The sequence below is a fragment of the Nonomuraea ceibae genome (assembly GCF_019396325.1).
Classification (GTDB): Bacteria; Actinomycetota; Actinomycetes; order Streptosporangiales; family Streptosporangiaceae; genus Nonomuraea; species Nonomuraea ceibae.
The window spans coordinates 11,207-35,841 of the sequence record NZ_JAHKRO010000072.1; the positions used below are offsets into that span (position 1 = coordinate 11,207).

The following is a 24,635-nucleotide window of genomic DNA, read 5'->3' on the forward strand; positions in this document are numbered from 1 at the left end:
CGGCCAATAGCCGAAACTTTCGTCGGGGGACGGGATCGAGGAGCCCCCATGCGCCGCGTGATCGCCGCCCTCCTGTGCCTGCTGATCGGCCTGCTGCCCCTGCCCGCCCTGGCCGCGGAGACCGCGTACGGCTTCGAGGACGGCACCGCCCAGGGCTGGCAGCCGCGCGGCGACGGCGTCACCGTCACTGCGACCGGCGCCGCCGCGCACACCGGAACCGCCGCCCTGCACGTCGCCGGCCGCACCCAGAACTGGCACGGCGCGTCGCTGCCCGACCCGTTCGAGCCGGGCGTCCTCCACACGGTCACCGCCTACGCCCGGCTGGTGAGCGGCGGCCCAGCCACCGTGTCGCTGACCGTCCAGCGCACCCCCTCGGGCGGCGAGACCACGTACGAGACCGTGGCGTCGGCCACCGTCACCGGCGACGGCTGGACGCTCCTGTCCGGCGCCTACACCCTCCCCCCGTCCTCCACCGGCGTGCAGCTGTACGCCGAGAGCGCCGACGCGGGCGCCGCCTTCTACCTCGACGACATCACGCTCACCGCGCTGACCGACCCGGCCCGCACGCCGATCAGCACCGGCTTCGAGGACGGCACCACCCAGGGCTGGGCCTCCCGGGGCGGCGCCACCCTGGCGGCCACCGCCGAGGCCGCCCACGCCGGGACCCGCGGCCTGGCCGTCACCGGCAGGTCCGCCTCCTGGGACGGCCCCGCCATCGACGTGCTCGGCAGGATGGCCAAGGGCGACAAGTACGCCCTGTCGGTCTGGGTGCGCGGCACCGGCAAGCTCGGCCTGTCGATCGAGCGGCGCGCCGGCGACGCCGTCAGCTACGAGCGGGTCGTCGCGCCCGCCGACGCGGGGGAGTGGACCCGCCTCCAGGGCACCTACACGCTCGCCCACGACGCCGACTTCCTCAGCGTGTACGTCGAGTCCGCCGACGGCGCCGACCCCTTCCACCTGGACGACTTCACGCTGGCCTACGTCGAGCCCAAGCCGATCGAGACCGGCATCCCCGCCCTGAAGGACGCCGTGCCCTTCACCCTGGGCACCGCCTTCGGCCCGGCCGAGACCTACGGCGAGCACGCCAAGCTCCTCACCAGGCACTTCAGCGGCCTCACCCCCGGCAACGACCTCAAATGGGACGCCCTGCAGCCCGCCGAAGGACAGTTCGCCTTCGCCCAGGCCGACGCCCTCGTCGGCTTCGCCGCCGCGCGCGGCATGACCGTGCGGGGCCACACGCTGGCCTGGCACAGCCAGACCCCCGCCTGGGTGTTCGAGGGCGCCGACAAGGCGACGCTGCTGGCCCGGCTGGAGACCCACGTGCGCACCGTGGTCGGCCGTTACAAGGGCAGGATCGCCGCCTGGGACGTCGTCAACGAGGTCGTCGACGAGAACCGGCCCGACGGCCTGCGCCGCTCGCCCTGGTTCGAGATCGCCGGGCTGGACTTCATCAGGACCGCCTTCCGCGTCGCCCGCGAGACCGACCCGGACGCCAAGCTGTTCATCAACGACTACAACACCGAGTTCCCGCGCAAGCGCGAAGCCCTCTACGACCTGGTCAAGCGGCTGCGCGCCGAAGGGGTGCCGATCGACGGCGTCGGCCACCAGCTCCACCTCAACATCGAGCAGCCGCCCGCCTCCCACGTCGAGGACACGATCGAGCGCTTCGCCGGTCTGGGCGTCGACCAGCACGTCACCGAGCTCGACGTGAGCGTCTACACCGACTTCGTCTCCTCCTACGACCCGATCCCGCCCGAGCTGCTGGTCGCGCAGGGCCACCGCTACAAGGAGCTGTTCGACGTGTTCCGGCGCCAGGCCGGCCGGCTCGGCTCGGTGACGGTCTGGGGCAAGTCCGACGACGTGAGCTGGCTGCGCTCGTTCCCCATCACCCGGCCGAACGCGCCGCTGCCCTTCGACGACGACCTGCAGGCCAAGCCCGCCTACTGGGGCATCGCCGACCCGTCGAAGCTGCCCCCGCTCGTCCGGAGCCTGGAGGCGCCCGCCGCCGAGCCCCGGGTCGACGGGATGCGGGAGCTCGCCTGGGACCTGCTGCCCGACACGCCCGTCGCCCGCGTCGGCGACGTCTCGGCCGGCTGGCAGGCCCGCTCGTCGGAGCGCGGCCTGTACGTGCTCGCCGAGGTGGAGGACGCCTCCCGCGACCGCTCCGACCGGGTGACGTTCACGCTGGGCGGCACCCCGTACACCGTCTGGCGGGACGGGCGGCACGGCGGCGGTTTCCGCGCGGCGGCCCGGCCCACCCGCGACGGCTACCGCGTCGAGGCGCTGCTGCCCTCACGCGCCACCGACATCGAGGTCGAGGCCGGCGAGGCCGTGTGGGCGGGCAGGCTGACGTTCACCCCGCCGGTCGGGCACACCACGGCGGCGCGCGGCGAGCCCGTGGTCGACGGCGTCGTGGACGCCGCCTGGGCGCGGGCGCCGCGCGTGCGCACCGCCACCCGGATCGAGGGCGCGACGGGCGCGCAGGCGCTGGTGCGCTCGCTGTGGCACGGCGACACGCTGTACGTGCTCGCCGAGGTGAGCGACGCCGAGCTGAGCGAGCAGCCGCCCGACCCGTGGGCGCAGGACTCCGTCGAGTTCTTCGTCGACCCGGGCAACAACAAGACCAAGGGCTACGACGATGACGACGGCCAGTATCGGATCAGCTTCACCGGCAGGCAGACGGTCGGCGGCACGTTCGACGCCTTCGCCGTCAAGGACAACCTGACCGGCGCGGCCCGGACCGTGCCCGGCGGCTACGTCGTCGAGGCGGCGATCAGGCTGCCCACGGTGACGTTGCGCAAGGGCACGCTGCTCGGCTTCGACGTCCAGGTCAACGACGCCACGGGCGCCGTCAGGACCGGGGCCGCCACCTGGAACGACGCCACCGGTCGCGGCTACGTGGACACCAGCCACTGGGGGGTGCTGCGCCTGACCCGGTAACGAATCTACTTTGTAAAGGCGCCGGGTCGGTTCAGCCGGGGTGACGCCGGATCAGCAGCATCGCGGCGTCGTCGAGCAGCGGCCCGCCGGTGTGCTCGATCAGGTCGCCGCGCAGCGCGTCGAGCGCGGCCTGAGGGTCGGGCGCGGTCAGCAGCCCGGCGGCCCGCTCGGTCAGCGGGTAGAACGCGCCGCCGTGGTCGCGCGCCTCCACGACCCCGTCGGTGAACAGCAGGATCTGGTCGCCCTCGCCGAACGGCACCCGGTACGGCTTGGGTCGGTCGGCCGCCAGCGAGCCGAGGCCCAGCGGCAGCCCGTCCTGCGGCGGCTCGGCCACGGTGATGCGGCCGCCGCCCAGCAGCAGCGGCGCCGGGTGGCCGCAGTTGAGCAGCGAGATCTCCGCCTCGTGCACCTCGGCGAGGATCGCGGTGACGAACATCTCGCCGCTCAGGTGGCGGGCCAGGCTCGCCTCCAGCCGTTCGCCGACGCCGGCCAGCTCGGCCTCGTCGTAGGCGGCCTCGCGGAAGGCGCCCAGCACCCAGGCGGCCGTCTCCACCGCGCTGAGCCCTTTGCCCTGCACGTCGCCGATGAGCAGCCGCACGCCGTGGGGGGTCGTCACCACCTCGTACAGGTCGCCGCCGATGCGCGCCTCGGCCGCCGCCGAGGTGTAGGACAGCGCCACCCGCAGGTCGGCGGCGCGGCGCGGCACCGGCCGCAGCAGCACCCGCTGCGCGGCCTCGGCCACCATGCGCACGTTGGCCAGCTCCCGCTCGCGGCGCAGCCGCAGGTGGCTGGCGAGCATGCTGGCCGCGGTGACGCCGACGATGGTGGCGACGGTGATCGGGTTCTGCCGTTTGAACAGCAGGTCGTTGTAGAGCGACAGCAGCACGCAGATGACGAGCGCGACGGCGCCCACCATCGCGGTGCGGCGCACGCTGCCCGACACCGAGGCGAACGTCGGCCCCAGGGTGAGCAGCGGCAGGAAGCCCAGCGACGGGCCGGCCAGCACGTCGATCACGGCGACGGCCAGCATCACCGCGAACGGCAGCCGGCGCAGCACGCGCTGCGAGGTCTCGTTCGGAGCAGGCTGCACAACCCTCCCACCCGCCGCGTTGGGTTATCGGCCATAGAAACATCAATAGTTAACAAGATTCAAGCATTTCCGGGCGTGCCGCGTGCCCGGAAATGCCGCGCCGCGCCGCGTACAGGGAGAATCCCGTACGCGACGCGGGGGCCGGCGGAGGGTCAGCCGGCGCGTGTCAGCGCGTTTCGCGGGTCTGGCGGCACGGCACGCAGTGCCGGGTGAGCGGCCGGATCTTCAGCCGCTCGAACGGGATCGACGTGCCGCAACCGTCGCACCGGCCGTAGGAGCGGTCGGCGAGCCGGTCCAGCGTGGCGTGGATGCCGGCGATGGTCCGCTCGGTGGCGGCCAGGTCGGCGAGCACGCTCTGGCGGGAGCCGTCGTCGGTGCCGGTGCTCTCCACCAGCTCCCGCAGTTCGTCGAGGCGGGAGGTGCGCCACATCAGCTGCGCGCGCAGGTCCTGGGCGATGGCCTGGACCTGGACGTCACTGAGCGTGCTGTTGTCTGTCATGGGTGTCCCTTGAGTGTGTGGAGGTCGCCGCCGCAGGTCGCGCAGTACGGCTCCTGAGGCGACCGCAGCAGAGCCTCGAACGGGATGAAGGCGCTGCACCGCCGGCAGGTGCCGTACAGGCCGCGATCCATCCGCTCGATCGCGGCCTCGAGGGCGGCGACCGTCCGGGCGCGCGGCCCTTCGACGGCGCGGGCGGTGGCGAGCCGTTGCTCCAGCAGTTCGCGGAGTTCTTCGAGGCGAGCCAGGTGCTGGGTGTAGTCCTGCATGAGTGTCTGCAATGAAGCCATGAGGCGTCGCTCCTAGCCAGAGATATGCCGACGGCTCCCCTGCGCCGCCCGGCTCACGGACCTGGCGAGGGGAGGGAGAGGACCTCTAGGCGGGCGGCGGGCTGCGCGACCCGGCGGCGCGATGGCCGGGCTGCTGGGGACCTCGGATGGCGGCCGACCCCGACTGCGGCCACACCAGGGCCGGCGTCTCGGGCGTCTCGGCGCGGTGACGGTCGGGCCACGGGCGCGGCAGGTGCTCGGCCCTGACGGGCGGCTGCGGCGGCGTGGCCAGCTCCGACACCTCCGCGCCCGCGGGCATGACGCCGGTGACGACGTCGTGCTGCGAGGGCGTGGCGCCGGCCCACGTGGGGGTGGCGGCGACGACCAGGATGGCGAGCAGCACGACGTGCACCGCCGCTTTGAACGCGGCGGAGACACGGGTGGTGCTCCAGGTCGCCATGAGGCCGACCATAGCCCACTTTCCTGGGAAGGGCACCGGCCCGGGCCCGCGCCTTCCCTCTCCTGGTGCCGGTTCAGGCTACGGTGTGAGGGCCACCATCACAGGAGAGGAGAGTGCCGTGCGGTCCAGACTGCCCGCTGCGCTGCTCCTGCTGCTGTCGTGGTTCCTGCCGGCGACCGGCCACGCCCAGCTCACGATCGCCGCCGCGGCCGATCCGGCCGCTGTCTCCGCCGGTCAGGCGGCCGCCGCGGGCGACCCGGGGCAGGCTGAGGGGCAGCACGAGGGCCAGCACGGCGCCCGCCGTTCGCCCTACCAGCCGCCCACCGCCTACTCCTGGACGGCCTCCTACGACGCGACGGGCGGTCAGGGGCCGGTCGTCCTGCCCGCCGACGCGCAGGCGCCGGGGCGGCCGCGGGCGGACGTGGTGCGCCGGGCCGGCGCCGCCGAGCCCGTGGTGCTGCTGACGGCCGCCACACCGGCGCGGGCCCCTCCCTCCACAGGGCTGTAGAAGGCTCTTTTCCCGAAATTTTTCAGCCTGTGGAGGCTTCCCATGTCACGTGCGCCCTTGTGGCGTGCGCTGGCGGCACTGGCCGTCATCGCGACCTCGATGGTCCTGGCCATCACCTCAGCGCCGCGCCTGGGGCTCGACCTGCGCGGCGGCACCCAGCTCGTGTTCGAGACGAAGGACACGGCCACCGTCAAGGCCGACTCCGACGCCACCGACCGCGCGCTGGACGTGCTGCGACGCCGCGCCGACGCGCTCGGCGTCGTCGATCCCACGCTGGTCCGCTCCGGCGAGAAGCGGATCATCGTCGAGCTGCCCGGCCTGCTCGACCCGCAGCAGGCGGCCGACGTCATCGGCCGCACCGCCCAGCTCGCCTTCCACTCGGTGGAGGGCGTCGCCGAGCAGGGCGACAAGAACGCGCTGCCCGACGAGGGCGGCCAGCTGCTCAAGCTCGGCCCGGTCGCCATCAGCGGCGACGGCGTCACCGACGCGGCCGCGCGCAGCGATCCCCAGCTCGGCCCCGGCTGGTTCGTCACCGTCGACTTCCGTGACGCCGGCGCCTGGCAGAAACTGACCGGGCAGGCGGCCTGCAGCCCGGCGGGCGACCCGAAGCGCCGGGTCGCGATCGTGCTCGACAAGGAGATCATCTCCTCGCCGCAGCTCGACCCGTCGGTGCCGTGCAACATCGGCATCCCCGGCGGATCCACCCAGATCACCGGCTCGTTCACGCACGAGGAGGCCCGTGAGCTGTCGGTGCTGATCAAGGGCGGCGCGCTGCCCGTGCCGCTGGAGCTCGTCGAGCAGCGCACGGTCGGCCCGACGCTCGGCGCCGACGCGATCGAGGCCAGCGCCAAGGCCGCGATCGCGGGTCTCATCATGACGACGCTGTTCATCGTCATCGTCTACCGGCTCGTCGGCCTGCTCGCCGCCATCGCGCTCGCCTGTTACGGGCTGATCTCGTACGCGGCGCTGGTGGCGATGGGCGCCACGTTCACGCTGCCCGGCCTGGCCGGTTTCGTGCTGGCGATCGGCATGGCGGTGGACGCCAACGTGCTCGTGTTCGAGCGCGCCAGGGAGGAGTACGGGCAGGCGCCGCAGCGGGGCCTGAAGTCGGCGCTGGCCCTGGGCTTCAAGAACGCCTGGAGCGCGATCGCCGACTCCAACATCACCACGCTGATCGCCGCCGGGCTGCTGTTCTGGCTGGCGTCGGGCCCGGTCAAGGGGTTCGGCGTGACGCTCGGCATCGGTGTGCTGGCCTCGCTGGTGTCGGCCATGCTCATCACCCGGGTGCTCACCCAGCTCGTCATCGGCCGGGTCAAGCCGCGCGTGTCGGGCCTGGGCTCCATCGGCCGGGTCCGCACCTGGCTCACCGAGCGCAACCCGCAGGTCATGGCCGGCAGGAAGCTGTGGCTGGCGATCGCCGGCGGCCTCGCCGTGGTGGCGCTGGCCGGGCTGTTCGCCCGCGGGCTGAACTTCGGCGTGGAGTTCACCGGCGGCCGGGTCGTGGAGTTCGCCACGACCAAGCCGATCGGCGCCGACGCCGCCCGCGAGGCCGTCGCCAAGGCCGGGTTCCCGCAGGCGGTGGTGCAGTCGTCCGGTGACGGCGTCCTCGTCCGCGCCGGGCAGATGGGCATCGCCGACGTGGCCAAGATCGAGGCCGCGCTGGAGGGCCAGGCGGGCGAGGTGTCCAAGCGGCGCGACGAGTTCATCGGGCCGAGCCTCGGGGAGGAGCTGCGCCGCAACGCGCTCATCGCGCTGGCCGTGGCCGTGGCCGCGCAGCTCGCGTACCTGGCGTTCCGCTTCCGCTGGACGTTCGGCACCGCCGCGGTGCTGGCGCTGCTGGTGGACGTGTCGCTGGTGATCGGCCTGTTCGCGTGGATGGGCAAGCCGATCGACGGCGTGTTCCTGGCCGCGATGCTCACCGTCGTCGGCTACTCGGTCAACGACAAGGTGGTGGTCTTCGACCGGGTCAGGGAGCTGTGGGCGGTCAACCGGAAGGCGCCGCTGGCCGACGCGGTCAACGGCGCGATCCTGCAGACGATGCCGCGTACGGTCAACACCGGTATCGGCGCGCTGTTCATTCTGGTGGCGCTGGCCGTGTTCGGCGGCGACTCGCTGCGCGACTTCGCGATCGCGCTGGTGACGGGCGTCATCGTGGGCACGCTGTCGTCGTCGTTCGTGGCCGGCCCGCTGTCGATCATGCTGGCCCGGTTCGACCGCAAGCCGCCGCCCGAGCCGGCCAAGCCGCGCAAGGCCCGCACGCGCGAGGGAACCGGCGCCGTCCTGTAACGCCGGGGCTGTCAATAAATGTTTTGTACGGCGTTGAGCTGCTGAAATGGCTTGGCCGTCAATAATGACATTTTGTGAACAGCCCTTGCGGGGACATGCTCGCCGGTCTGCTGGAGGCCGGGCAGGAGGCGACGCTGGAGCACCTGCCCGGCCTGGTGGACCGGTACGCCCGCCGGGCCGGCATCCGGCAGTGCCTGATCTACCTGGCCGACCTCCAGCAGAACACGCTGCGGCTGCTCGCCGAGAACGGCGGCGTGGCCGGTCCGGGCCCTGATGACAAGCCCCCCGCCGAGCTGCGCATCGACGCCACCTACGGCGGGCGGGCCTTCCAGGAGGTCCGCATCCTGCGCAAGCCCGGCGAGGGGGGCCTCGACTGCTGGTGGGTGCCGCTGCTGAACGGCGCCGAGCGGCTGGGCGTGCTGCGCGTCCTGCTGGGCGGCGGCCGGCCGGTCGAGGAGGCCGACGTGCGGGCGCTGTCGGCGATGGTCGCGCTGCTCGTGGTCAGCAAACGCTCCTACAGCGACTGCTACCCCAGGCTGGTGCGCTCACGGCCGATGAACGTGGCCGCCGAGATGCTGTGGCACCTGATGCCGCCGCTGACGTTCGCCAACGCCGAAGTGACGGTCGCCGGGGTGCTCGAGCCCGCCTACGAGATCGGCGGCGACGCCTTCGACTACGCCGTGGCCGACGACGTCGTGCACCTGGCCATCTTCGACGCCATGGGCCACGACGTGGCCGCCGGGCTGGCCGCGAACCTGGCACTGGCCACCTGCCGCAACCTGCGCCGCCACGGCGCCGACCTGGCCGGCAACGGCGAGGGCATCGAGAACCTGCTGCTGCGCGAGTTCGGGGAGGCCGCCCGGTTCGTCACCGCGATCATGGCCGACTTCGACCTGCGCACCGGCATGCTCACCTGGGTCAACCGCGGCCACCACCCGCCCGTGCTCATCCGGGGCGGACGCTGGGTGACGGCGCTGGAGTGCCCGCCCACGCCGCCGCTCGGCCTGGGCCTCGGCCTGCCCGTCACCGTCTGCCGCGAACAGCTCGAACCCGGCGACCGGCTGCTCCTGTACACCGACGGCATCGTCGAGGCGGGCAGCAACCAGGGCGAGGAGTTCGGCGTGGCCCGGTTCGTGGACTTCATCCTGCGGCACTGCGCGGCCCGCCTGCCGGTGCCCGAGACGCTGCGCCGCCTCATCAAGGACGTGCTGGACCACCATGACGGCCAGTTGCAGGACGACGCGACCGTGCTGCTCACCGAGTGGCACGGCCGGGTGGGCACCTGCCCGGTCAAGGGCGAGCCGTGAACGGGCCCCGCATGGCCGGGGCGGAGGAGGGCAGCGGGGCGGGAATGAAGACCGATGTGGTGTCGTCCTGGCGGGAGCTCGACGACGCGATCGCCGAGGCCAGCAGGCCGCGTGACACCGGGCACGCGCATTCCTCCATGGTCTTCCGCGGCCTGGCCCGCGCCTCGTACACGCACGTGTCGAGCCTGTCGCGGCTGCGCGGCGACTACGCCGCGCTGGAACCGCACCTGGTGCGCAACTTCCGCAAGTACGCCCACCGGCGGCGGCCCGGCCCGGCCGTGTGGGACTGGCTGGCGCTCGGCCAGCACCACGGGCTGCCCACCCGGCTGCTCGACTGGACGTTCTCGCCGCTGGTCGCGCTGCACTTCGCCACCGCGTCCTGGCCGCGGGACGACGCCGTCCTGCTCGGCGTCGACTGCCACGGCGCGCACCGGCTGCTGCCCGAGCCGCTGCGCGCCGAGCTCGACCGGGAGGGCGCGCTGCTGTTCACCACCGAGATGCTGGCCGCCGTCGCGGGCGACCTGCCGAGCTTCGACCGGCTGTCCGGCGAGCCGTTCGTCGCCTTCTTCGAGCCGCCGTCGCTGGACGAACGCGTGGTCAACCAGTCGTCGGTGCTGTCGGTGACGTCCCGGCCCGAGTTCCAGGTGCAGGAGTGGCTGGAGGACCATCCCGAGCTGTGGCGCGCCTGGACGCTCCCGCCCGCGGTCAAGGCGGAGGTCCGCGAACGGCTCGACCAGGCCGGCGTCACCGAACGCGTGCTGCTGCCCGGCCTGGACGGGCTCGCCGCCTGGCTGCGCCGCTACTACACCCCCGGCACCGCCGAGGACGACACGCAGGGCGGCGCCTCCATGTCCGGCGCGGACGCCGACCGGCAGGAAGAGGGCCGGATGGGCGGCTGACGTGCGAAGGCCCGATTTCTGGATAGATGACCCGTCAAACGTTCGAGCGTGGGGGAGTGGTGGCCATGGCGGAGTCGCGGATCGCGGTCGGGGTCGAGGAGGAGTTCCACATCGTCGACACGCGCACGCGGCAACTCGTCTCCCGCTCCGTGCTCCTGCTCGACATGCTGCCCGACGACCGCTTCACCGAGGAGCTGCAACGCTCCACCGTGGAGGCCAACAGCCGGCCCTGCCACGCCCTGGAGGACCTGGCCCGCGACCTCGGCGCGATGCGCCGCACCGCCATCGCCGCCGCCGAGGAGGTCGGCCTCGGCATCGTCGCCGCCGGGAGCGTGCCGCTGGCCGACCTGGACCAGATGAAGATCTCGCCCGAGGCCCGCTACGAGCGCATGCTCGACGACTACCAGGTCCTCACCCGCGAGCAGCTCATCTGCGGCACCCAGGTGCACGCCGAGCTCGCCGACCGCGACCTCGCGATCGCCGTCGCGCACCGGCTCGCGCCCTGGCTGCCGCCGCTGCTCGCGCTCAGCGCCAGCTCCCCGTACTGGCTCGGCGCCGACACCGGCTACGCCAGCTACCGCACGCTCGTGTGGGAACGCTGGCCCACCACCGGGCCGATGGCCCGCTTCGGCTCGGCCGCCGAGTACGAGGAGATGCTCGCCGAGCTGATCCGGTCCGGCGTGATCAGCGACGCCGGCATGATCTACTACGACATCCGCCCGTCCGCCCACGTGCCCACCGTCGAGCTGCGCATCTGCGACTCCTGCCCGCGCATCGACGACATCGTGCTGATCGCCGGCCTGTTCCGGGCCCTGGTCGCCAGGGAGCTGGCCGAGATCGGCGACGACCCCGACCGTGAGGTGCCGCTGGACCCGGTACGCGCCGCGCGCTGGCAGGCCGCCCGCTCCGGCCTCGAGGGCGAGCTCGTCGACCCCGTCGAAGGCGTGCCCGCCCCGGCCGCCGACGTGGTCACCCGCCTGGTCGCCGCGCTGCGCCCGCACCTGGAGGCGGCCGGCGACTGGGAACTCGTCTCCGCCCTGGCCGCCGACGCCCTCGGCCGGGGCGGCTCGGCCCAGCGCCAGCGGCGCGCCTTCGCCCGCCGCGGCTCCCACGCCGACGTCGTCGACCTGCTGCTGGAGGAGACCAGACCCGGAGGCTGGACCACCGGCCGCGGCTACCCGTCGGCGGCCTGAGGTGTGCGGGCTGAGCGGCGAGATCCGCTTCGACGGGCACAAGGCCGACCTCGGCGCCGTCGGCCGCATGACCGAGGCCATGCACGAGCGCGGCCCCGACGGCTCCGGCCTGTGGTCACGCGGCCCGATCGCGCTCGGGCACCGCCGCCTGAAGATCATCGACCTGTCCGAGAAGGCCGCCCAGCCCATGGTCGACGCCGAACTCGGCCTGGCGGCGGTCTTCAACGGCTGCCTCTACAACTACCGCGAACTGCGCGACGAACTGCGCCGCGCCGGCTACCGGTTCTTCTCCGGCTCCGACACCGAGGTTCTGGTCAAGGCCTACCACCGGTGGGGGCCCGCGTGCGTGGACCGCTTCGCCGGCATGTTCGCCTTCGCCGTCGCCGAGCGCGCCGGCGGCCGGCTCACGCTGGCCCGCGACCGGCTCGGCGTCAAACCGCTCTACCTCGCCGCCGACGGCCGCCGCCTGCGCTTCGCCTCCACGCTGCCCGCCCTGCTCGCCACCGGCGGCGTCGACACCGCCATCGACCGGACCGCGCTGCACCACTACATGACCTTCCACTCGCTGGTGCCCGGCGAGCGCACCATCCTGGCCGGGGTCCGCAAGCTCCCGGCGGCCACCGTACGCACCTACGAGGCCGACGGGACCGTCACCGAACGGCGCTACTGGGAGCCCGACCACACGCCGGCCGACCGGCCCCCGCACGCCGGGGAGTGGCGCGAGGCCGTCCTGGAGTCGCTGCGCACCGCCGTGCGGCGGCGGATGGTCGCCGACGTGCCCGTGGGCGTGCTGCTGTCCGGCGGGCTGGACTCCAGCCTCATCGTCGCCCTGCTCGCCGAGGAGGGACAGTCCGGGCTGGCCACGTTCAGCATCGGCTTCGAGTCCGCCGCAGGCGAGAGCGGCGACGAGTTCGCCTACTCCGACCTGGTGGCGCAGCGGTTCGGCACCGACCACCACCGCATCCGCGTGCCCGGCTCCGCGCTGCTGTCCGGGATCGAACGGGCGGTTGCGGCGATGAGCGAGCCCATGGTCAGCCACGACTGCGTCGCCTTCCACCTGCTGTCCGGCGAGGTGTCCCGGCACGTCAAGGTCGTGCAGTCCGGGCAGGGCGCCGACGAGGTGTTCGCCGGCTACGACTGGTTCCCGCCGCTGGCCGGGGTGCCCCGCGAACAGGCGGCGGACACGTACCTGGCCGCCTTCAGGGACCGCCCGCACGACGAGCTGGCGCGCGTCCTCGCGCCCGAGCACCTCGTCGAGCGCGACGTCAGCGGCGAGTTCGTCCGCCGCCACCTGGACCGGCCCGGCGCGGCGACCGCGCTCGACGCGGTGCTGCGCCTGGAGACCACCGCGATGCTCGCCGACGACCCCGTCAAACGCGTCGACAACATGACGATGGCGCACGGGCTGGAGGCGCGCACGCCCTTCCTCGACCACGAACTCGTCGAACTCGCCGCCGCCTGCCCCGCCGGGCTCAAACTCGCCGGCGGCGGCAAGGGCGTGCTCAAGGACGCCGCCCGCAAGCTGCTGCCCGCCGAGGTCGTGGACCGGCCCAAGGGCTACTTCCCGGTGCCCGCCGTCCGCCACCCCGACGGGCCGCTCCTCGACCTGCTGCGCGACGCGCTGACCAGCCAGGCGGCGCGCTCACGCGGGCTGTTCCGGCGCGAGTACGTCGACGGGCTGCTCGCCGACCCCGGCCGCGACCGGGCCGCCACCGGCGTCAACACGCTGTGGCAGGTCGGGCTGCTGGAACTATGGCTGCAAGCGCACGGCATGTGACCCACCTCCCGTGGTCCTGCTGGGCGCCCGCCCCGGCCCCGGACCGCTCGGCGGTCGTCTACGGCAGCGACCGCGACGGCACGCCGCGCGCCTGGATCCGGCCCGCGCGCGGCGAGCCCCGGCCCGTCCCCACCGGCCCCCACCCCATCGTCGACGTGCACTGGGCGCCGACCGGGGCGCGGCTGGCCGTCCTGCTCGCCCCCGGCGGCGGCGAGCACACCGAGGTCTGGACCGTACGGCCGGACGGCGGCGACCTGCGGCCCCTCGCCGCGCCCCCGGGAGGGTCTGCGGTGTTCATCCGATGGACCGAACGCGGCGAGGACCTGCTGGTCGCCGAGACCCACGCCGGCGGGCGCACCGACGCGGTCATCGTCGACGCCGCCACCGGCGGACGCCAGATCGTCGCCTCCGGCCCGCTGCTGCGGCCCGCCGCCGTCAGCCGCGACCACGCCACCGTCCTGCTGCGGCACGGGCCCCGCGGGGCGCGCCGCATGTCGGTGCGGCACGCGGGGGGTGGTGAGCACGAACTGCTCGCGGGGCTGCCGGGGACGACCGACTACGGCATCCTCGCCCCGGACGGGCACACGGCCTACCTGCTCACCGACGCCGGCCGCGACCGCACCGCCCTGGTGGCCGTCCACGGCGACGGCCTGTGGCAGGCCTCCGACGAGGGCCCCTGGCAGGGCACCCTCGGCGGCCCCGATGGTGGACCAGGTGGCGGCCCAGGTGGCGGCCCAGGTGGCGGCTCCGGCGGTGGCCTCTGGGCGGGCTCGGGCGGGGGCCTCCGGCACGGCTCCGGCGGCGCTCTCCTGCGTGGTTCGGATGGCGGTCTTTGGCAGGGTTCGGGTCGAGGGCTACGGCGGGGGCTGGGGGAGCCGGAGGTGCTGGCGGAGCGGGCGGACGCGGAGCTGGACCAGTTCGCGCTCAGCGCCGACGGCCGGCACGCCGTCCTGGTGTGGAACGAGCACGGCCGCTCCCGCCTGGAGCTCCTCGACCCGCGCACCGGCCTCACCGTCCCGCTGCCCGGGCTGCCCGCCGACGTCGTCACCTCCGTCCGCGTCTCCCTGGACGGCGGCGTGGCCGTGCTCGCCGCCGAAGGCCCCGCCCAGCCGTCCCAGGTGTACGCGTGCGACCTGCAGACCGGCGCGTACGAGCACCTCGCGGGCGCCGGACGCCTGCCGGAAGCGGTCGAGGCCGAGCCGGTGCGCTTCCCGGCCCGCGACGGCCTCGGCCTGGCCGCCTGGCTGTATCGCCCCGCACGGGCCCGGGGCGCCGCGCCGTACGTCGTCCACCTGCACGGCGGCCCCGAGGACCAGGAACGGCCCACGTACAACCCGCTCTACCAGCATCTTCTCGCTCACGGCATCGGCGTGTTCGCGCCGAACGTGCGCGGCTCCGGCGGCTACGGGCGCGCCTTCCGTGAGGCCGACGACCGCGAGCGCCGCTTCCGCGCCGTCGACGACGTGGCCGACTGCGTCGCCGAGCTCGTCCGGCTGGGCGCCGCCGACCCGTCCCGGGTCGCCTGCATGGGCTGGTCGTACGGCGGTTATCTCACGCTCGCCGCCCTGGTCGCCCATCCCGCGCTGTTCCGGGCCGGGGTCGAGGTGTGCGGCATGGCCGACTTCGCCACCTTCTACGAACGCACCGACCCGTGGGTCGCGGCGGCGGCCGTCCGCGAGTACGGCCATCCCGAGACCGACCGGGACCTGCTGCGGGCCCTGTCGCCGCTGCGCGCCTTCGACCGGCTGCGCGCCCCGCTCCTGGTCGTGCACGGCCGCCACGACACCAACGTCCCCTTCCACCAGGCCGAACAGGTGCTGGCCGCCGCCGCGGCGCTCGGCCTGCCCTGTGACAGCCTGCTGTTCGACGACGAGGGGCATCACATCCGGCAGGTCGCCAACCGGGTCGCGTTCATCAGCAAGGTCACCGGCTGGCTCGAACACCAGCTCCTTGGCTCCTTCGCGGACCGCGCCTGACCGCGACCCTCCCTTGCGGTGACCCGTGACACCCCTTCACCTCCGGGAGGACCCATGCGCACCTTCACAATCGACTTCCAGGCCGCCCCCGACGACCTGCGCCGCCGATTGCGCGACACCCGCTGCCCCGACGCTGTCACCTTTCACGAGTGGTAGGCCGGGCCGCCGCCCTCGTCCATGCGCAGGCTGGTGACGTACTGGCTCGACGGCTACGACTGGCGCGCCTCCGGCTCCCCTCGCACGAACGCCTGCTGGTCCACCCCACCCCACCGCGGCATGTCCGTCCGGGTACTGACCGCTGATGACGTCATCGGTCTGCACCGGATGCGGCGCGCCATCAGGCACGTACCGTCCCATGCCGCCGATGCGCTGGACGGTCTCCGCAATGCGATCAACGAGGCCGGGAGCGCCGTCGGCCACTGCATCCGAATCCGGGAATCATGTCGGGCCTGCCTTCGCCGGGGCGAACCTGATCTCCCCCTTACCAAAAAGCCCGGCGGACGTGCCGACTCGAGCGCCTGTCATTGCACCCGCTGAGATTGTGAGCGGAGCGAAAACGAGTTTCTCCAGATAGACGGACATGATGATCCTGGTGTGCGGCCAAGGGTCCTCTTGGTAGACGTCACCAGGAGCGAGTCCGGCGGCCACGTCGGAGCCGTTGATCCAACCATGACGACCACAGAGAACGCATGGCCGGGAGCATTGGTGCCGCAGAGGCAATCCTTCGTCGGCCCCATGGCAGCGGAGCACTCCTTCCCAGCTCCTGTCGATCCCACCAGGCCGGGTCGGCCGTCGAGCTGGACCGACCAGCACAGGGAGCCGGCCCCGTTGGGAGTTCCCGGAAGACCCGTGTCAATGGCCCCAGAACAACCGCGGTGCAATCCCCCCAGCGGGGGAGCCACCTGGCTCCCAGGCGTGAGGCGCGTCCCCCGTGGCACCGCCATGATCGAGGGCATGAGATCAACGTGGTTCGGAATCGCCGCTCTGACCCCGTACATCGCCATGAAGACCTACTGGGCCTTCGGCGGGAACGCCGGCCGACCGGCCGGCGACCTGGGGGCGGAGATGCTGGCCAACGGCGCGCCCGAGGCCCTGGTCTGGCTGGAACGCCACGGGATCGACTTCACCGCTCTGGGCGCCCTCGGGGGCGTGCTCTTCCTGGTCGCGCTGGCCCGCCCGTGGGGCGAACGGCTGCCGCGCCGGCTGCTGCTGGTCCCGGGATGGGCAGGAGCCTTGATCCTCACCCCCTACGGCACCGCCACCTTGATCGCCTCGGCCGTGGGCTTCAGGGCCGTCGAGGAAGGCTGGTCGCCCTGGGTCGGTTACGTGGGCGGACTGGCCTTCGCGGGCCTCGGATTGGCCCTCGCATTGGGCACCCGCTCCTATCAGCGCCGTACCCGCCCCGCTCCTGTTCTGGCATAAGTCCATCCAGCAGCACTTTCCATGGCCGCTCACCTGGAGACCCGCTGCTGCATCGGGAGCGATCTCTAAGAGCGCCTAACGCACTCAAGTGAGGCGCCGCCAGCAGATGAGCGCGCAGGCCAGCTTGAGGAAGGCCTCGTGGATGGCGGCACTCACCTTTCAGCGGATACGCAGGCGGCGGAAGCGTGCAACAGGGGCGCTGATCGCTGAGGCGCGCCTCCACCAGCCCGACACCACCTCATCCGCACCCGATTAGGACAGTAGACACGGATGGCTCGCCTTCGACAGCTTTATACGGAGTGTAGAGGACTGCGGACAGGAACGCTGTCCCACTTCGGAAAACGACATGGAGGTAGTCGTCGTCGCGCACCACAGAAGTGTTTCAGGCGGCTATATGTTTGCACTGACCTATGAAACAGCGTTCGCCTTCTACGCGTCCGGCTGTAAGTGGTGTTTCATAGGTGTTCGCTCTTGAATCACCTCACCGACCCGCCCGACCGGGTGTGGCATTTTACGGGTGTGATGCTGGGTGAGCATCGCGAGTATGTGACAGCCCGACGGTCCGCACTCTCGGGCCGAGATGGAGAAGATCTTCTTCCTCGACAACGAGGACATGGCCCTGATCATGGGGCATCGCGGCCGGCGCATCCGGTGCGGCTGGAGGTGCCGAACGAGGTCCTGGACGTTGTCGCCGGCCAGTTGGGGGTCGGCGAACGCTGCGAGCGAGCCTGGGTTCGCGACCACGCCGGCCGCGAACCCAGGCGAGGATCGGTCGGCAGTGGCGCCACTGGTGCGTAGCGTGCGGTCATCAGGTGAGAGTCGTGGTCCAGGATCCGGCGAACGACCTCTTGGGGCACGTCTCGGTTGATCAACATGGTGCCGAAAGTGTGGCGCCACTGGTGCGGGGTGAGGTGAACAGGCCGGCCGTACTCGTCTTGGATGTCACAGCGTTCCAGCGAGCGATGCAGCGCCCTGCGGTAGGTAGTGCTGAGTATCGGACGGATGCCCTCGAGGCTGTCATGGGAGCCTTGCTCTCGACGCAAGTTCGGGCGATCCCGGTCGGGGATTCCCCCGGTCCGCGAACCTGTCGTCAAATAGTTCCGGTCCAGCGGGCCGGGACGTCTTCGCCCCCGACGCGGTGCCAAGGTGGATGTTCTCCCGCGAGACGCCAGCATGTCCGAAGCCCGATATGGCATAGTTGCGCCCCTAATGACGATCTCGATAGCGGGGATCGGCGTGGGGGCATCGTGGGGAACTGTCCATCAGGGCCAGGCCGGGCAGCAGCCGGTCGCGCCGCCCGACGGGCGCGTTCAGGTCGCAGGCGGTCACCATGGCGCGCAGCGCGTCGATGGTGATGGGTGGTGCCTCGCGCTGGCCGCGGTCGCCCGATTCGGCGCGCCGGCGTTTGTGGGCGCGTAGCGCCGGACGGGCCGGCTCGGTGGCCGGCGCGGGTGGGTCTCACGTGCGGTCCGGGTGACGGTTCACTGTTGATCTGGACTCGTGTAAGAAGAGCTGGCACATTGGTCAAGCATGACGATCATGATCGATGGAGAGAGCCTGACCGCGCCCGAGGTCGTACGGGTGGCCCGCCGCGACGAGTATGCCCCTGGCGAGGAGGTTGCGCTGGCATCGGCAGCGCGGGAGCGGCTGAGCCGGGCTCGGGCCTACATCGAAGCGCACTGGATGCATGATGAGGCACCGTTGATGTACGGCTTCAACACGGGAGTCGGGCTGTTCAAGGATCGACGGGTGCCGGTTGCCGAAATGGAGCTCTACCAGCACCAGCTGATCAAGGCGCATGCGGTCGGTGTCGGGGAACCCTATGAGGAGGATGTGGTCCGGGCCACCATGCTGTTACGGGCGAACGCCTTCGCGGCCGGTTTCTCCGGGCCCACCGTCGCTGTCGTCGACCGGCTGCTGGACTTTGTCAACCGGAACCTGCACCCGGTGATCCCGTGCAAGGGTTCGGTGGGTGCGTCCGGAGATCTTGCGCCGTTGGCGTACATGGCTGCTGCCCTCAGCGGCTTTCACGAGGCGCGGATCGAATACCAGGGCGAGTCGCTGTCCGCGCGGGAGGCGATCGCCGCCGCCGGGCTCGCTGTGGACATGAGGCTGGGCGCCAAGGACGCCGCGGCCCTGCTCAACGGCTGCACCGTCTCGCTGGCTCTGGGGGTGTTGGCCGCACACGATGCACGATCTGTTGTGCAGGCTGCCGACATCGCCCTGGCCATGAGTCTGGAGGCGATGCGTGGTGAGCTGGCGGCCTTTCAGCCACCGGTGCACCAGGCCAGGCCGCATCCGGGTCAACAGCGCACCGCCCGCAACGTGCTCAGGATGGCAGGCGATTCGCGACGCTGCTCACCGTCGGCGCGGCAGGTGGTCTTTCCGGATGAGAATCGGGCGGAGGGTCAAGCGGCGCCGCCGCGAATTCAGGACGTCTATTCGTTCCGGTGTGCTCCGCAGGTGCACGGGCCCGTACGTGATGCGCTCGACTATGCCGATCGGGTTCTGGGCGTCGAGATCAACTCGGCGACCGACAACCCGCTGATGTTCGCTAGCGGTGATGACTACCAGGTCATCTCGGGGGGCAACTTTCACGGGCAGTCGCTGGCCCAGGTCATGGACCTCATGGCCATTGCCCTGACGGATCTCGGGTCCATCAGTGAGCGTCGCCTTGCCCGCCTCATCGAACCCACCATGAGCTATGGCCTGCCACGCAACCTCAACGCCGGACTCCCAGGCGTCAACACCGGCTATGCGGCCATGCAATGCTCCATGTCCGCCCTGGTGATGGAGAACCGCACGCTGGCCACGCCCGGCTCGATCGATTCCATTCCTGGTAAGGGCAACGCGGAAGACCACGTCTCCAACTCCACCTGGTGCGCCAGAAAAACCCGCACCATCGTGGCCAACGTCGAACAGATCGTCGCCGTCGAGATGCTGATGGCCGCCCAGGCACTGTCACTGGTCGAACCGCAGGCCGCCGCATTCCCCCTCGGCACGGGAACCCAGGCCGCGCTGAAGGTGATCCGCGCCGCCATCCCGCCGGCCCTCCACGGTGACCGATGGTTCGAGACGGAGATGGCGACCGCCCTCGACCTCCTACGATCCGGCACCATCTCCAAGGCCGTCCAAGCGGCTGTCGGGCCACTGGAATGATCAACCGCAGCACCGTTGCCCGGCCGCCGTACAGCGATCGTTGTCCTGGGTTGTTGATCCCTTCTTGCAGCGCAGAAAGATGGGATCTTGTCAGGCACATGAGGCCGGCTCAGCCGGTCGGATCAGTGATCTCGGTCACGAGTGCGGCCAGGGGCAGGCGGCCGGTGGGGATGGCGGACTTGCCGGTCGGGGCAGGGGCTGGGTGGCCCAGGCATACAGCGGTACGCACTCGCCAGGGCGGTGTGAGCCGGCAGATCCGGCCGGCCAGGTCGGCGTTGGTGGCGGGGAAGAACGATACGGGGCAGCCTGGGCGTCCTCACCGCCGGCGTCCTCGTCGACGGCCAGGGCGATCACGACCGGCGCCGTGGCGAGGTGCGCGGCGTAGGCGCCCAGGCCCGAAAGCCGGCGGCGGACTGCACCGCTGCGTACGACCACGAACCTCCACGGCTGCCGGTTACGGGCCGAGCCGGCCCAGCGGCCGGCTTCCAGCACCTGGCGCAGTTCCTCGTCGCTGACGGGTGCCGTGGTGAACCACCGGCTCGCCCGCAGGGACGTCAGCATCGACACATCGGAGTGGGGCGGCACATCCATCACGGTCCTGAACGCGGGCGGACGGGACATCCGGGGGCCGGTGCCGCTGGTTGATCAACCCTGGGCAAGGCGCAGCGCCCGAACGATCACTACGGCCTCCGCCAGGAGGTCGACCGGGCAGCCCCAGTAGTCATAGATGCCGCCCCGAGCTCGGTTGCTGCCGCAGATGACGAACACACCGGTCCCCAACTCGGCTTTGAGGTGGCCGGCCAGCCAGCCGACGAAGCCGCTGTTGTCGAGTTCGGCCGGGAAATGGAAGGAGAAGATCCCGAAGTGCTCGACGTCTGCGACTCCGGGGCGCAGCGGGACCAGCCGGCTCCAGCTCTCGCTGTCACGCACCACGGCCAAGGTGTCAGCGGTGAGTGCCGGCGGGCGGTCGGCGGGGAACTCCTCGAAGCACCACACACCATCGTGCACGGTGAGATCCGCCATCGTGATCACGCGGCGGAGGCGCTCATGAGTCTGTTCCGGAGTCTCCCTGCTGACGCTGACCATGGAACGAGACCTCCGATTCGTTTACCGTGACCCGCCTTGAGCAGCGGACGCACGCGATCCTCCCACGGCCCGCCGGACGTGACGCCCCCGGCTCAGGCAGGGTTGGTAACCCGGGTCGCCTCGCCGCCCAAAGGCGTCCGGAGGCAGATCCTGCTCTTCGGGCTGAGAGGCAAGTATGAGCTGAGGCAGAGGTCTGATGGCCACGGTCCTGGCCGGAACGGCCGGTGTCACGGCTGTTCAGAGGCCGTCCCTCCGCACACGGAGAGCGCCGCGCGAGAAGGAGCCACGAGCCGGGGCCGGGCAGGCAGGCGCGCTACAGCGTGCAGCGTCGCGGCGGCCATCATTCCGTCCATCCATCTGACGCGTGGCCACACCTGCGTCTCATCGAGCCGAGCCATCGCGGACGAGGTCGAGAAAGCTCGCGACCAACGGCGGGAGATGACCGGGATTCCAGACCGCGGCGATGCGCCACTCCGCTGCCGGATGCCGGAGCGGCGTGATCATGATCGGCGAGGGAGCGATGCGGGCGGCGCTCGCCGGGACGAACGCGGCGTCGCTCCCGGCCGCCACGAGCGCCAGCACGGTCTGCAGGTCATGCGCCTCCTGGAAGATTCTGGGCCGGGCCCCGACGGCGGTGCAGAAGCGGTTGATCTGACGTGCCAGTCCTGGGCCTCTGGCTGTCACCAACTGGACGAAATCCCGGCGATCCACCCAGCGTGAGATGTCTGCCGGGTCAGGTGGAGGGGGATCTCCATGATCGGCCGAGGCGAGCGCAAGGCGGTCGGTCCCCAGGATCAGCCGCCCCCAGCCGTCCTCATCGGGAAGGCGGACGAAGCCGACGTCCAGTTCGTCAGCGCGAAGCCTGTCGAGCTGCTCCTGGGAGGACATGTCCTCCAGCGTGACGTACGCGTCGGGACGGCTGCGCCGGAAGGCCGCCACCAGGCGCGGAGTCAGGTCGATGCTGGAGAGCCCGAAGCCGACCGACAGCCTGCCGATCTCGCCGCCGGCCATCCTGGCCATCCGCACGGCCAAGGCGTCGGCCCGTCGCACCAGATCCTGCGCCTCCGGCAACAGGGCCGCTCCGAGCTCGGTCGGTGTGGCGCCGTGGCGCCCGCGGTGGAACAACCGGCCCCCGACCTGTGCCTCCAGGGACTGGATCTGCTTCGTCAGCGTGGGTTGCGTCACCAGGAGCAGCCGGGCGGCGCGCCCGTAGTTGCGCTGCTCGGCCACGGTGAGAAAGGCGCGGAGCAGACCGATGTCCATTCGTTCATCCTATGGAACGCCATAAAACATTCATTGGACGCATCGGAGTCTCGTGCGGTGTCCTGGTGTCCTGAACGGGTGACGGGAGGCCATGATGGAGCAGCCAGACCAGGCGAAGGGCGACGGGTTGAGATGCGCGAGCGTGCAGTTCGAGCACCGGCCGGATGACAAGGCCTACAACCTGGGCCGGGTCGAACACTACGTGCGGGAGGCCGTCGGCGGTGGGGCGCACCTCGTCGCCTTCCCGGAGATGTGCTTGCTGGGTTACTGGCACCTGCGCCGGCATTCGGCCGAGCGGCTGCGCGAGCTGGCCGAGCCGTTGACGGGGCCATCCGTCGGCCGCGTACGCGATCTGGCGGTGGAGCGCGGCGTGGCTGTGGGTGCGGGGTTCCTGGAGGCCGACGAGCAGGGGCGGCTGTTCAACAGCTATGCCGTATGCCTGCCGGACGGGCAGGTCCACCGGCACCGCAAGCTGCACGCCTTCGAACACGAGGCGATCAGCAGCGGCGATGCCTACACCGTCTTCGACACTCCGTGGGGCGTACGCGCGGGCATCCTGATCTGCTGGGACAACAACCTGGTCGAGAACGTACGGGCGACCGCACTGATGGGCGCCTCCGTGCTCATCGCGCCGCACCAGACCGGCGGCACCGCCTCCCGCAGCCCACATGGCATGCGGCCCATCCCTGCGGAGCTCTGGCACCGCAGGCACCACGACCCCGAAGCGATCGAAGCGGAGCTGCGCGGACCGAACGGACGCGAGTGGCTGATGCGCTGGCTGCCCGCCCGGGCCCACGACAACGGCCTGTTCGTCGTGTTCAGCAATGGTGTCGGGGAGGACGATGACGAGATCCGTACCGGCAACGCGATGATCCTCGACCCCTATGGCCGCGTCCTCGCCGAGACCTGGGCCGCCGCTGATGCCATGGTCGCTGCCGACCTCGACCTGAGCCTGCTGCCCTTGTCCACCGGACGACGCTGGCTGCAGGGCCGGCGTCCCGAACTGTACGACATCCTCACCCGCCGGTTCGGCGACGAGCGCGATCCGCGCACCGCGCGCTTCGCCGCCGATCCAGTGCCCATCCTCCGCGTCCCGCGATCTGACCGGAGCTGATCGGCCGCCGCTCAGCGAAGCCCGTGACGGCGTCCTGGACCCGCGGTCGGGCGCGCCATGACGAGGAGCTTGATCATGTCATGGGGGAGGACTGACGACGAGCCCGACCGGGGCGGCTCGGTGGTGTCTTCAGGTCGTTCAGCGTTTCCCTGGCGCGTACCAGAGTCTGCCGGGCAGGTTGCCGCGTCTGATCACTTGCACGCGCCACGGCTCCAGCCGCAGGACGTGCAGCTTCGGGTCTTCCGGGTCGCGCCAGAAGTTGCCCAGGTTGTAGCCCGCCCCCTGGGGGCTCGTACGCCGGTAAAGGTCCCAGACGTGGCGCTTGGTCTCCAGGTCGTCGACCCAGGTGGCGACGGTGTCGATGCTCACCGCGTTCTGCCGCGGCGTCCAGTAGGAGAACGTGCTGTGCGGGTTGCCCGCCAGGTGGGCGGCCTTGACAGGTGTCTTGTAGGTGGCGAGCCAGCCCAGTGGCAGGCCGTCGACGCTCTCCCAGACGGGGATCAGCACCCGTGCACGGGGTCGTCCCTTCTGGTCGACCGTCGTCATGGTCGCATACACGATGTCGCCGATGTAGGTGTCGAACTCGTCCTTGATCTCGTCGAACGACGCCACGTGGTTGGTCATCGTCGTCTCCTTGCTGCTCGAACGATTGCGGGGGCGGATCCTTGGGCCGGTTCGGTACGCGACGGGGGTGCGCAGGCGGAAGGCCATGACGACCGTCCTGGCCGTGGGGTCGGAGATCCGTCCGCACTGAGTCACGTTCGTGGGTTCCTACAGCGGGTGTGGATCTGTCTGCCTTGGTCTGATGGGCTCCAGGACGACCACGGGGATCTTCCTACGGCTCCTGGCCTCGTAGCTCCGGTAGACCGGCGCGAGCTCGGCCATCATGCGCCAGAGCCGCTCCCGCTCCGGCCCTTCGGCGGTACGCGCCCTGGCGGTGAACCGCTCGCCGAGGATCTGCACGCCGACCTCCGGGTTGGCCACCACGTTGAGGTACCAACCGGGATGCGTGTGGGTGATGGCCGAGCCGGACGCCACCAGCACGTAGCGGCCGTCGTCCTCGCCGAAGAACAGTCCCGTGCGCAGCCACCGGCCCGACTTTCGTCCCTTGACGGTGAGGACGAGGTTGGTCACCCCTCCTTCCAGGTAGCCGTCGCGGCCGTCCGTGGCCAGATAGCGGCGCACGTGCTCGGCGACTGACGGGTCAGGGCTGTCCGTGGCGTCGTCCCACATCAGCGGCCTCCCTCGGTGCTGCCCCGGACGGGCTCGGCGCCGACCGCGGGCTCACGCCTGGCCGGATGGACGGGGATCGTGAAGGTGTCGAAATCGATGCTCATGGTCGTGACCTTTCTGTTCACGGGCCGCCGTCGACCGGGAGTTCGACATTGGT

At 71.4% G+C, this 24,635-nt stretch carries 21 protein-coding genes; 11 read left to right on the plus strand and 10 right to left on the minus strand.

The annotated features are described in order from the left end of the window. Nucleotides 1–48: 48 nt before the first annotated feature. Nucleotides 49–2,940 (plus strand): endo-1,4-beta-xylanase, encoded by a 2,892-nt coding sequence (locus KME80_RS33185; RefSeq protein WP_219510502.1) that lies wholly within the window; start codon nt 49–51, stop codon nt 2,938–2,940. A gap of 31 nt (nt 2,941–2,971) precedes the next feature. On the opposite strand, the gene KME80_RS33190 is transcribed toward KME80_RS33185, so the two are convergent. From KME80_RS33190 to KME80_RS33205, 4 genes are all read right to left on the minus strand, one after another. Continuing rightward, nucleotides 2,972–4,030 carry a PP2C family protein-serine/threonine phosphatase gene (locus tag KME80_RS33190; RefSeq protein WP_308126023.1) on the minus strand — a complete coding sequence of 353 codons (1,059 nt, stop codon included), beginning with the start codon at nt 4,028–4,030 and terminating at the stop codon, nt 2,972–2,974. 166 nt (nt 4,031–4,196) lie between these two features. Next, the gene (locus KME80_RS33195) at nt 4,197–4,529 is read right to left on the minus strand and encodes a TraR/DksA family transcriptional regulator (RefSeq protein WP_219510503.1); all 333 of its coding nucleotides are present in this window, start codon (nt 4,527–4,529) and stop codon (nt 4,197–4,199) included. Then, complete coding sequence (locus tag KME80_RS33200; protein WP_219510504.1) at nt 4,526–4,816, minus strand: hypothetical protein; 291 nt, start codon at nt 4,814–4,816, stop codon at nt 4,526–4,528. Before KME80_RS33200 ends, KME80_RS33195 begins: the two co-directional genes overlap by 4 nt. A gap of 85 nt (nt 4,817–4,901) precedes the next feature. After that, on the minus strand, nt 4,902–5,255 hold the full coding sequence (locus KME80_RS33205) for a hypothetical protein (RefSeq protein ID WP_219510505.1): 354 nt from the start codon (nt 5,253–5,255) through the stop codon (nt 4,902–4,904). A 118-nt stretch (nt 5,256–5,373) separates the two neighbouring features. On the opposite strand from KME80_RS33205, the gene KME80_RS33210 reads away from it, so the two are divergent. From KME80_RS33210 to KME80_RS33245, 8 genes are all read left to right on the plus strand, one after another. Beyond that, nucleotides 5,374–5,763 (plus strand): hypothetical protein, encoded by a 390-nt coding sequence (locus KME80_RS33210; RefSeq protein WP_219510506.1) that lies wholly within the window; start codon nt 5,374–5,376, stop codon nt 5,761–5,763. Nucleotides 5,764–5,805: 42 nt separating this feature from the next. Next, on the plus strand, nt 5,806–8,049 hold the full coding sequence (gene secD, locus KME80_RS33215; protein ID WP_219510507.1) for a protein translocase subunit SecD: 2,244 nt from the start codon (nt 5,806–5,808) through the stop codon (nt 8,047–8,049). A 74-nt stretch (nt 8,050–8,123) separates the two neighbouring features. Beyond that, on the plus strand, nt 8,124–9,356 hold the full coding sequence (locus KME80_RS33220; RefSeq protein WP_308126024.1) for a PP2C family protein-serine/threonine phosphatase: 1,233 nt from the start codon (nt 8,124–8,126) through the stop codon (nt 9,354–9,356). Then, nucleotides 9,353–10,255 carry an FRG domain-containing protein gene (locus KME80_RS33225; protein WP_219510508.1) on the plus strand — a complete coding sequence of 301 codons (903 nt, stop codon included), beginning with the start codon at nt 9,353–9,355 and terminating at the stop codon, nt 10,253–10,255. The genes KME80_RS33220 and KME80_RS33225 overlap by 4 nt, the downstream gene beginning before the upstream one ends. 26 nt (nt 10,256–10,281) lie before the next feature. Beyond that, on the plus strand, nt 10,282–11,448 hold the full coding sequence (locus KME80_RS33230; protein ID WP_246646183.1) for a carboxylate-amine ligase: 1,167 nt from the start codon (nt 10,282–10,284) through the stop codon (nt 11,446–11,448). Between the two features lies 1 nt (nt 11,449). Continuing rightward, entirely contained in the window at nt 11,450–13,225 is a 1,776-nt protein-coding gene (locus tag KME80_RS33235) for an N-acetylglutaminylglutamine amidotransferase (protein WP_219510509.1), read from the plus strand. Beyond that, nucleotides 13,222–15,201, plus strand: coding sequence for a S9 family peptidase (locus KME80_RS33240; RefSeq protein WP_308126025.1), 1,980 nt, complete (start codon nt 13,222–13,224; stop codon nt 15,199–15,201). The genes KME80_RS33235 and KME80_RS33240 overlap by 4 nt, the downstream gene beginning before the upstream one ends. Nucleotides 15,202–16,155: 954 nt before the next feature. Beyond that, nucleotides 16,156–16,623, plus strand: a complete 468-nt coding sequence (locus KME80_RS33245) for a hypothetical protein (RefSeq protein WP_219510511.1) — start codon at nt 16,156–16,158, stop codon at nt 16,621–16,623. Nucleotides 16,624–17,246: 623 nt separating this feature from the next. Here the strand turns inward: KME80_RS33245 and KME80_RS53365 are convergent. Next, the gene (locus KME80_RS53365) at nt 17,247–17,819 is read right to left on the minus strand and encodes a tyrosine-type recombinase/integrase (protein WP_372455405.1); all 573 of its coding nucleotides are present in this window, start codon (nt 17,817–17,819) and stop codon (nt 17,247–17,249) included. Nucleotides 17,820–18,153: 334 nt separating this feature from the next. On the opposite strand from KME80_RS53365, the gene KME80_RS33260 reads away from it, so the two are divergent. After that, nucleotides 18,154–19,782 carry an HAL/PAL/TAL family ammonia-lyase gene (locus KME80_RS33260; protein ID WP_219510513.1) on the plus strand — a complete coding sequence of 543 codons (1,629 nt, stop codon included), beginning with the start codon at nt 18,154–18,156 and terminating at the stop codon, nt 19,780–19,782. Nucleotides 19,783–19,917: 135 nt separating this feature from the next. Here KME80_RS33260 and KME80_RS53370 read toward each other — a convergent pair whose 3' ends face one another. The 3 genes from KME80_RS53370 to KME80_RS33275 form a co-directional block, all read right to left on the minus strand. Next, a complete protein-coding gene (locus KME80_RS53370; protein WP_372455406.1) occupies nt 19,918–20,403 on the minus strand; it encodes a nitroreductase family protein in 486 nt (161 codons plus the stop codon). Nucleotides 20,404–20,427: 24 nt separating this feature from the next. Then, on the minus strand, nt 20,428–20,868 hold the full coding sequence (locus KME80_RS33270) for a DUF6196 family protein (protein ID WP_219510516.1): 441 nt from the start codon (nt 20,866–20,868) through the stop codon (nt 20,428–20,430). Nucleotides 20,869–21,249: 381 nt separating this feature from the next. Next, nucleotides 21,250–22,131 carry a LysR family transcriptional regulator gene (locus tag KME80_RS33275; RefSeq protein ID WP_219510517.1) on the minus strand — a complete coding sequence of 294 codons (882 nt, stop codon included), beginning with the start codon at nt 22,129–22,131 and terminating at the stop codon, nt 21,250–21,252. A gap of 142 nt (nt 22,132–22,273) precedes the next feature. Between KME80_RS33275 and KME80_RS33280 the strand changes: the two genes are divergently transcribed. Next, complete coding sequence (locus KME80_RS33280; RefSeq protein WP_219510518.1) at nt 22,274–23,245, plus strand: nitrilase-related carbon-nitrogen hydrolase; 972 nt, start codon at nt 22,274–22,276, stop codon at nt 23,243–23,245. Nucleotides 23,246–23,383: 138 nt separating this feature from the next. Here KME80_RS33280 and KME80_RS33285 read toward each other — a convergent pair whose 3' ends face one another. After that, the gene (locus KME80_RS33285; protein WP_219510519.1) at nt 23,384–23,869 is read right to left on the minus strand and encodes a pyridoxamine 5'-phosphate oxidase family protein; all 486 of its coding nucleotides are present in this window, start codon (nt 23,867–23,869) and stop codon (nt 23,384–23,386) included. Between the two features lie 147 nt (nt 23,870–24,016). Beyond that, on the minus strand, nt 24,017–24,478 hold the full coding sequence (locus tag KME80_RS33290; protein WP_219510520.1) for a nitroreductase family deazaflavin-dependent oxidoreductase: 462 nt from the start codon (nt 24,476–24,478) through the stop codon (nt 24,017–24,019). Nucleotides 24,479–24,635: the final 157 nt, after the last annotated feature.

Bases quoted from the DNA above. Each gene is read 5' to 3' on its own strand.
- KME80_RS33185 (WP_219510502.1), top strand. From the start codon at position 49: ATGCGCCGCGTGATCGCCGCCCTCCTGTGCCTGCTGATCGGCCTGCTG.
- KME80_RS33195 (WP_219510503.1), bottom strand. From the start codon at position 4,529: ATGACAGACAACAGCACGCTCAGTGACGTCCAGGTCCAGGCCATCGCC.
- KME80_RS33200 (WP_219510504.1), bottom strand. From the start codon at position 4,816: ATGGCTTCATTGCAGACACTCATGCAGGACTACACCCAGCACCTGGCT.
- KME80_RS33205 (WP_219510505.1), bottom strand. From the start codon at position 5,255: ATGGCGACCTGGAGCACCACCCGTGTCTCCGCCGCGTTCAAAGCGGCG.
- secD (WP_219510507.1), top strand. From the start codon at position 5,806: ATGTCACGTGCGCCCTTGTGGCGTGCGCTGGCGGCACTGGCCGTCATC.
- KME80_RS33230 (WP_246646183.1), top strand. From the start codon at position 10,282: ATGACCCGTCAAACGTTCGAGCGTGGGGGAGTGGTGGCCATGGCGGAG.
- KME80_RS33245 (WP_219510511.1), top strand. From the start codon at position 16,156: ATGAGATCAACGTGGTTCGGAATCGCCGCTCTGACCCCGTACATCGCC.
- KME80_RS53365 (WP_372455405.1), bottom strand. From the start codon at position 17,819: ATGCCATATCGGGCTTCGGACATGCTGGCGTCTCGCGGGAGAACATCC.
- KME80_RS33260 (WP_219510513.1), top strand. From the start codon at position 18,154: ATGACGATCATGATCGATGGAGAGAGCCTGACCGCGCCCGAGGTCGTA.
- KME80_RS53370 (WP_372455406.1), bottom strand. From the start codon at position 20,403: ATGTCCCGTCCGCCCGCGTTCAGGACCGTGATGGATGTGCCGCCCCAC.
- KME80_RS33270 (WP_219510516.1), bottom strand. From the start codon at position 20,868: ATGGTCAGCGTCAGCAGGGAGACTCCGGAACAGACTCATGAGCGCCTC.
- KME80_RS33275 (WP_219510517.1), bottom strand. From the start codon at position 22,131: ATGGACATCGGTCTGCTCCGCGCCTTTCTCACCGTGGCCGAGCAGCGC.
- KME80_RS33285 (WP_219510519.1), bottom strand. From the start codon at position 23,869: ATGACCAACCACGTGGCGTCGTTCGACGAGATCAAGGACGAGTTCGAC.
- KME80_RS33290 (WP_219510520.1), bottom strand. From the start codon at position 24,478: ATGTGGGACGACGCCACGGACAGCCCTGACCCGTCAGTCGCCGAGCAC.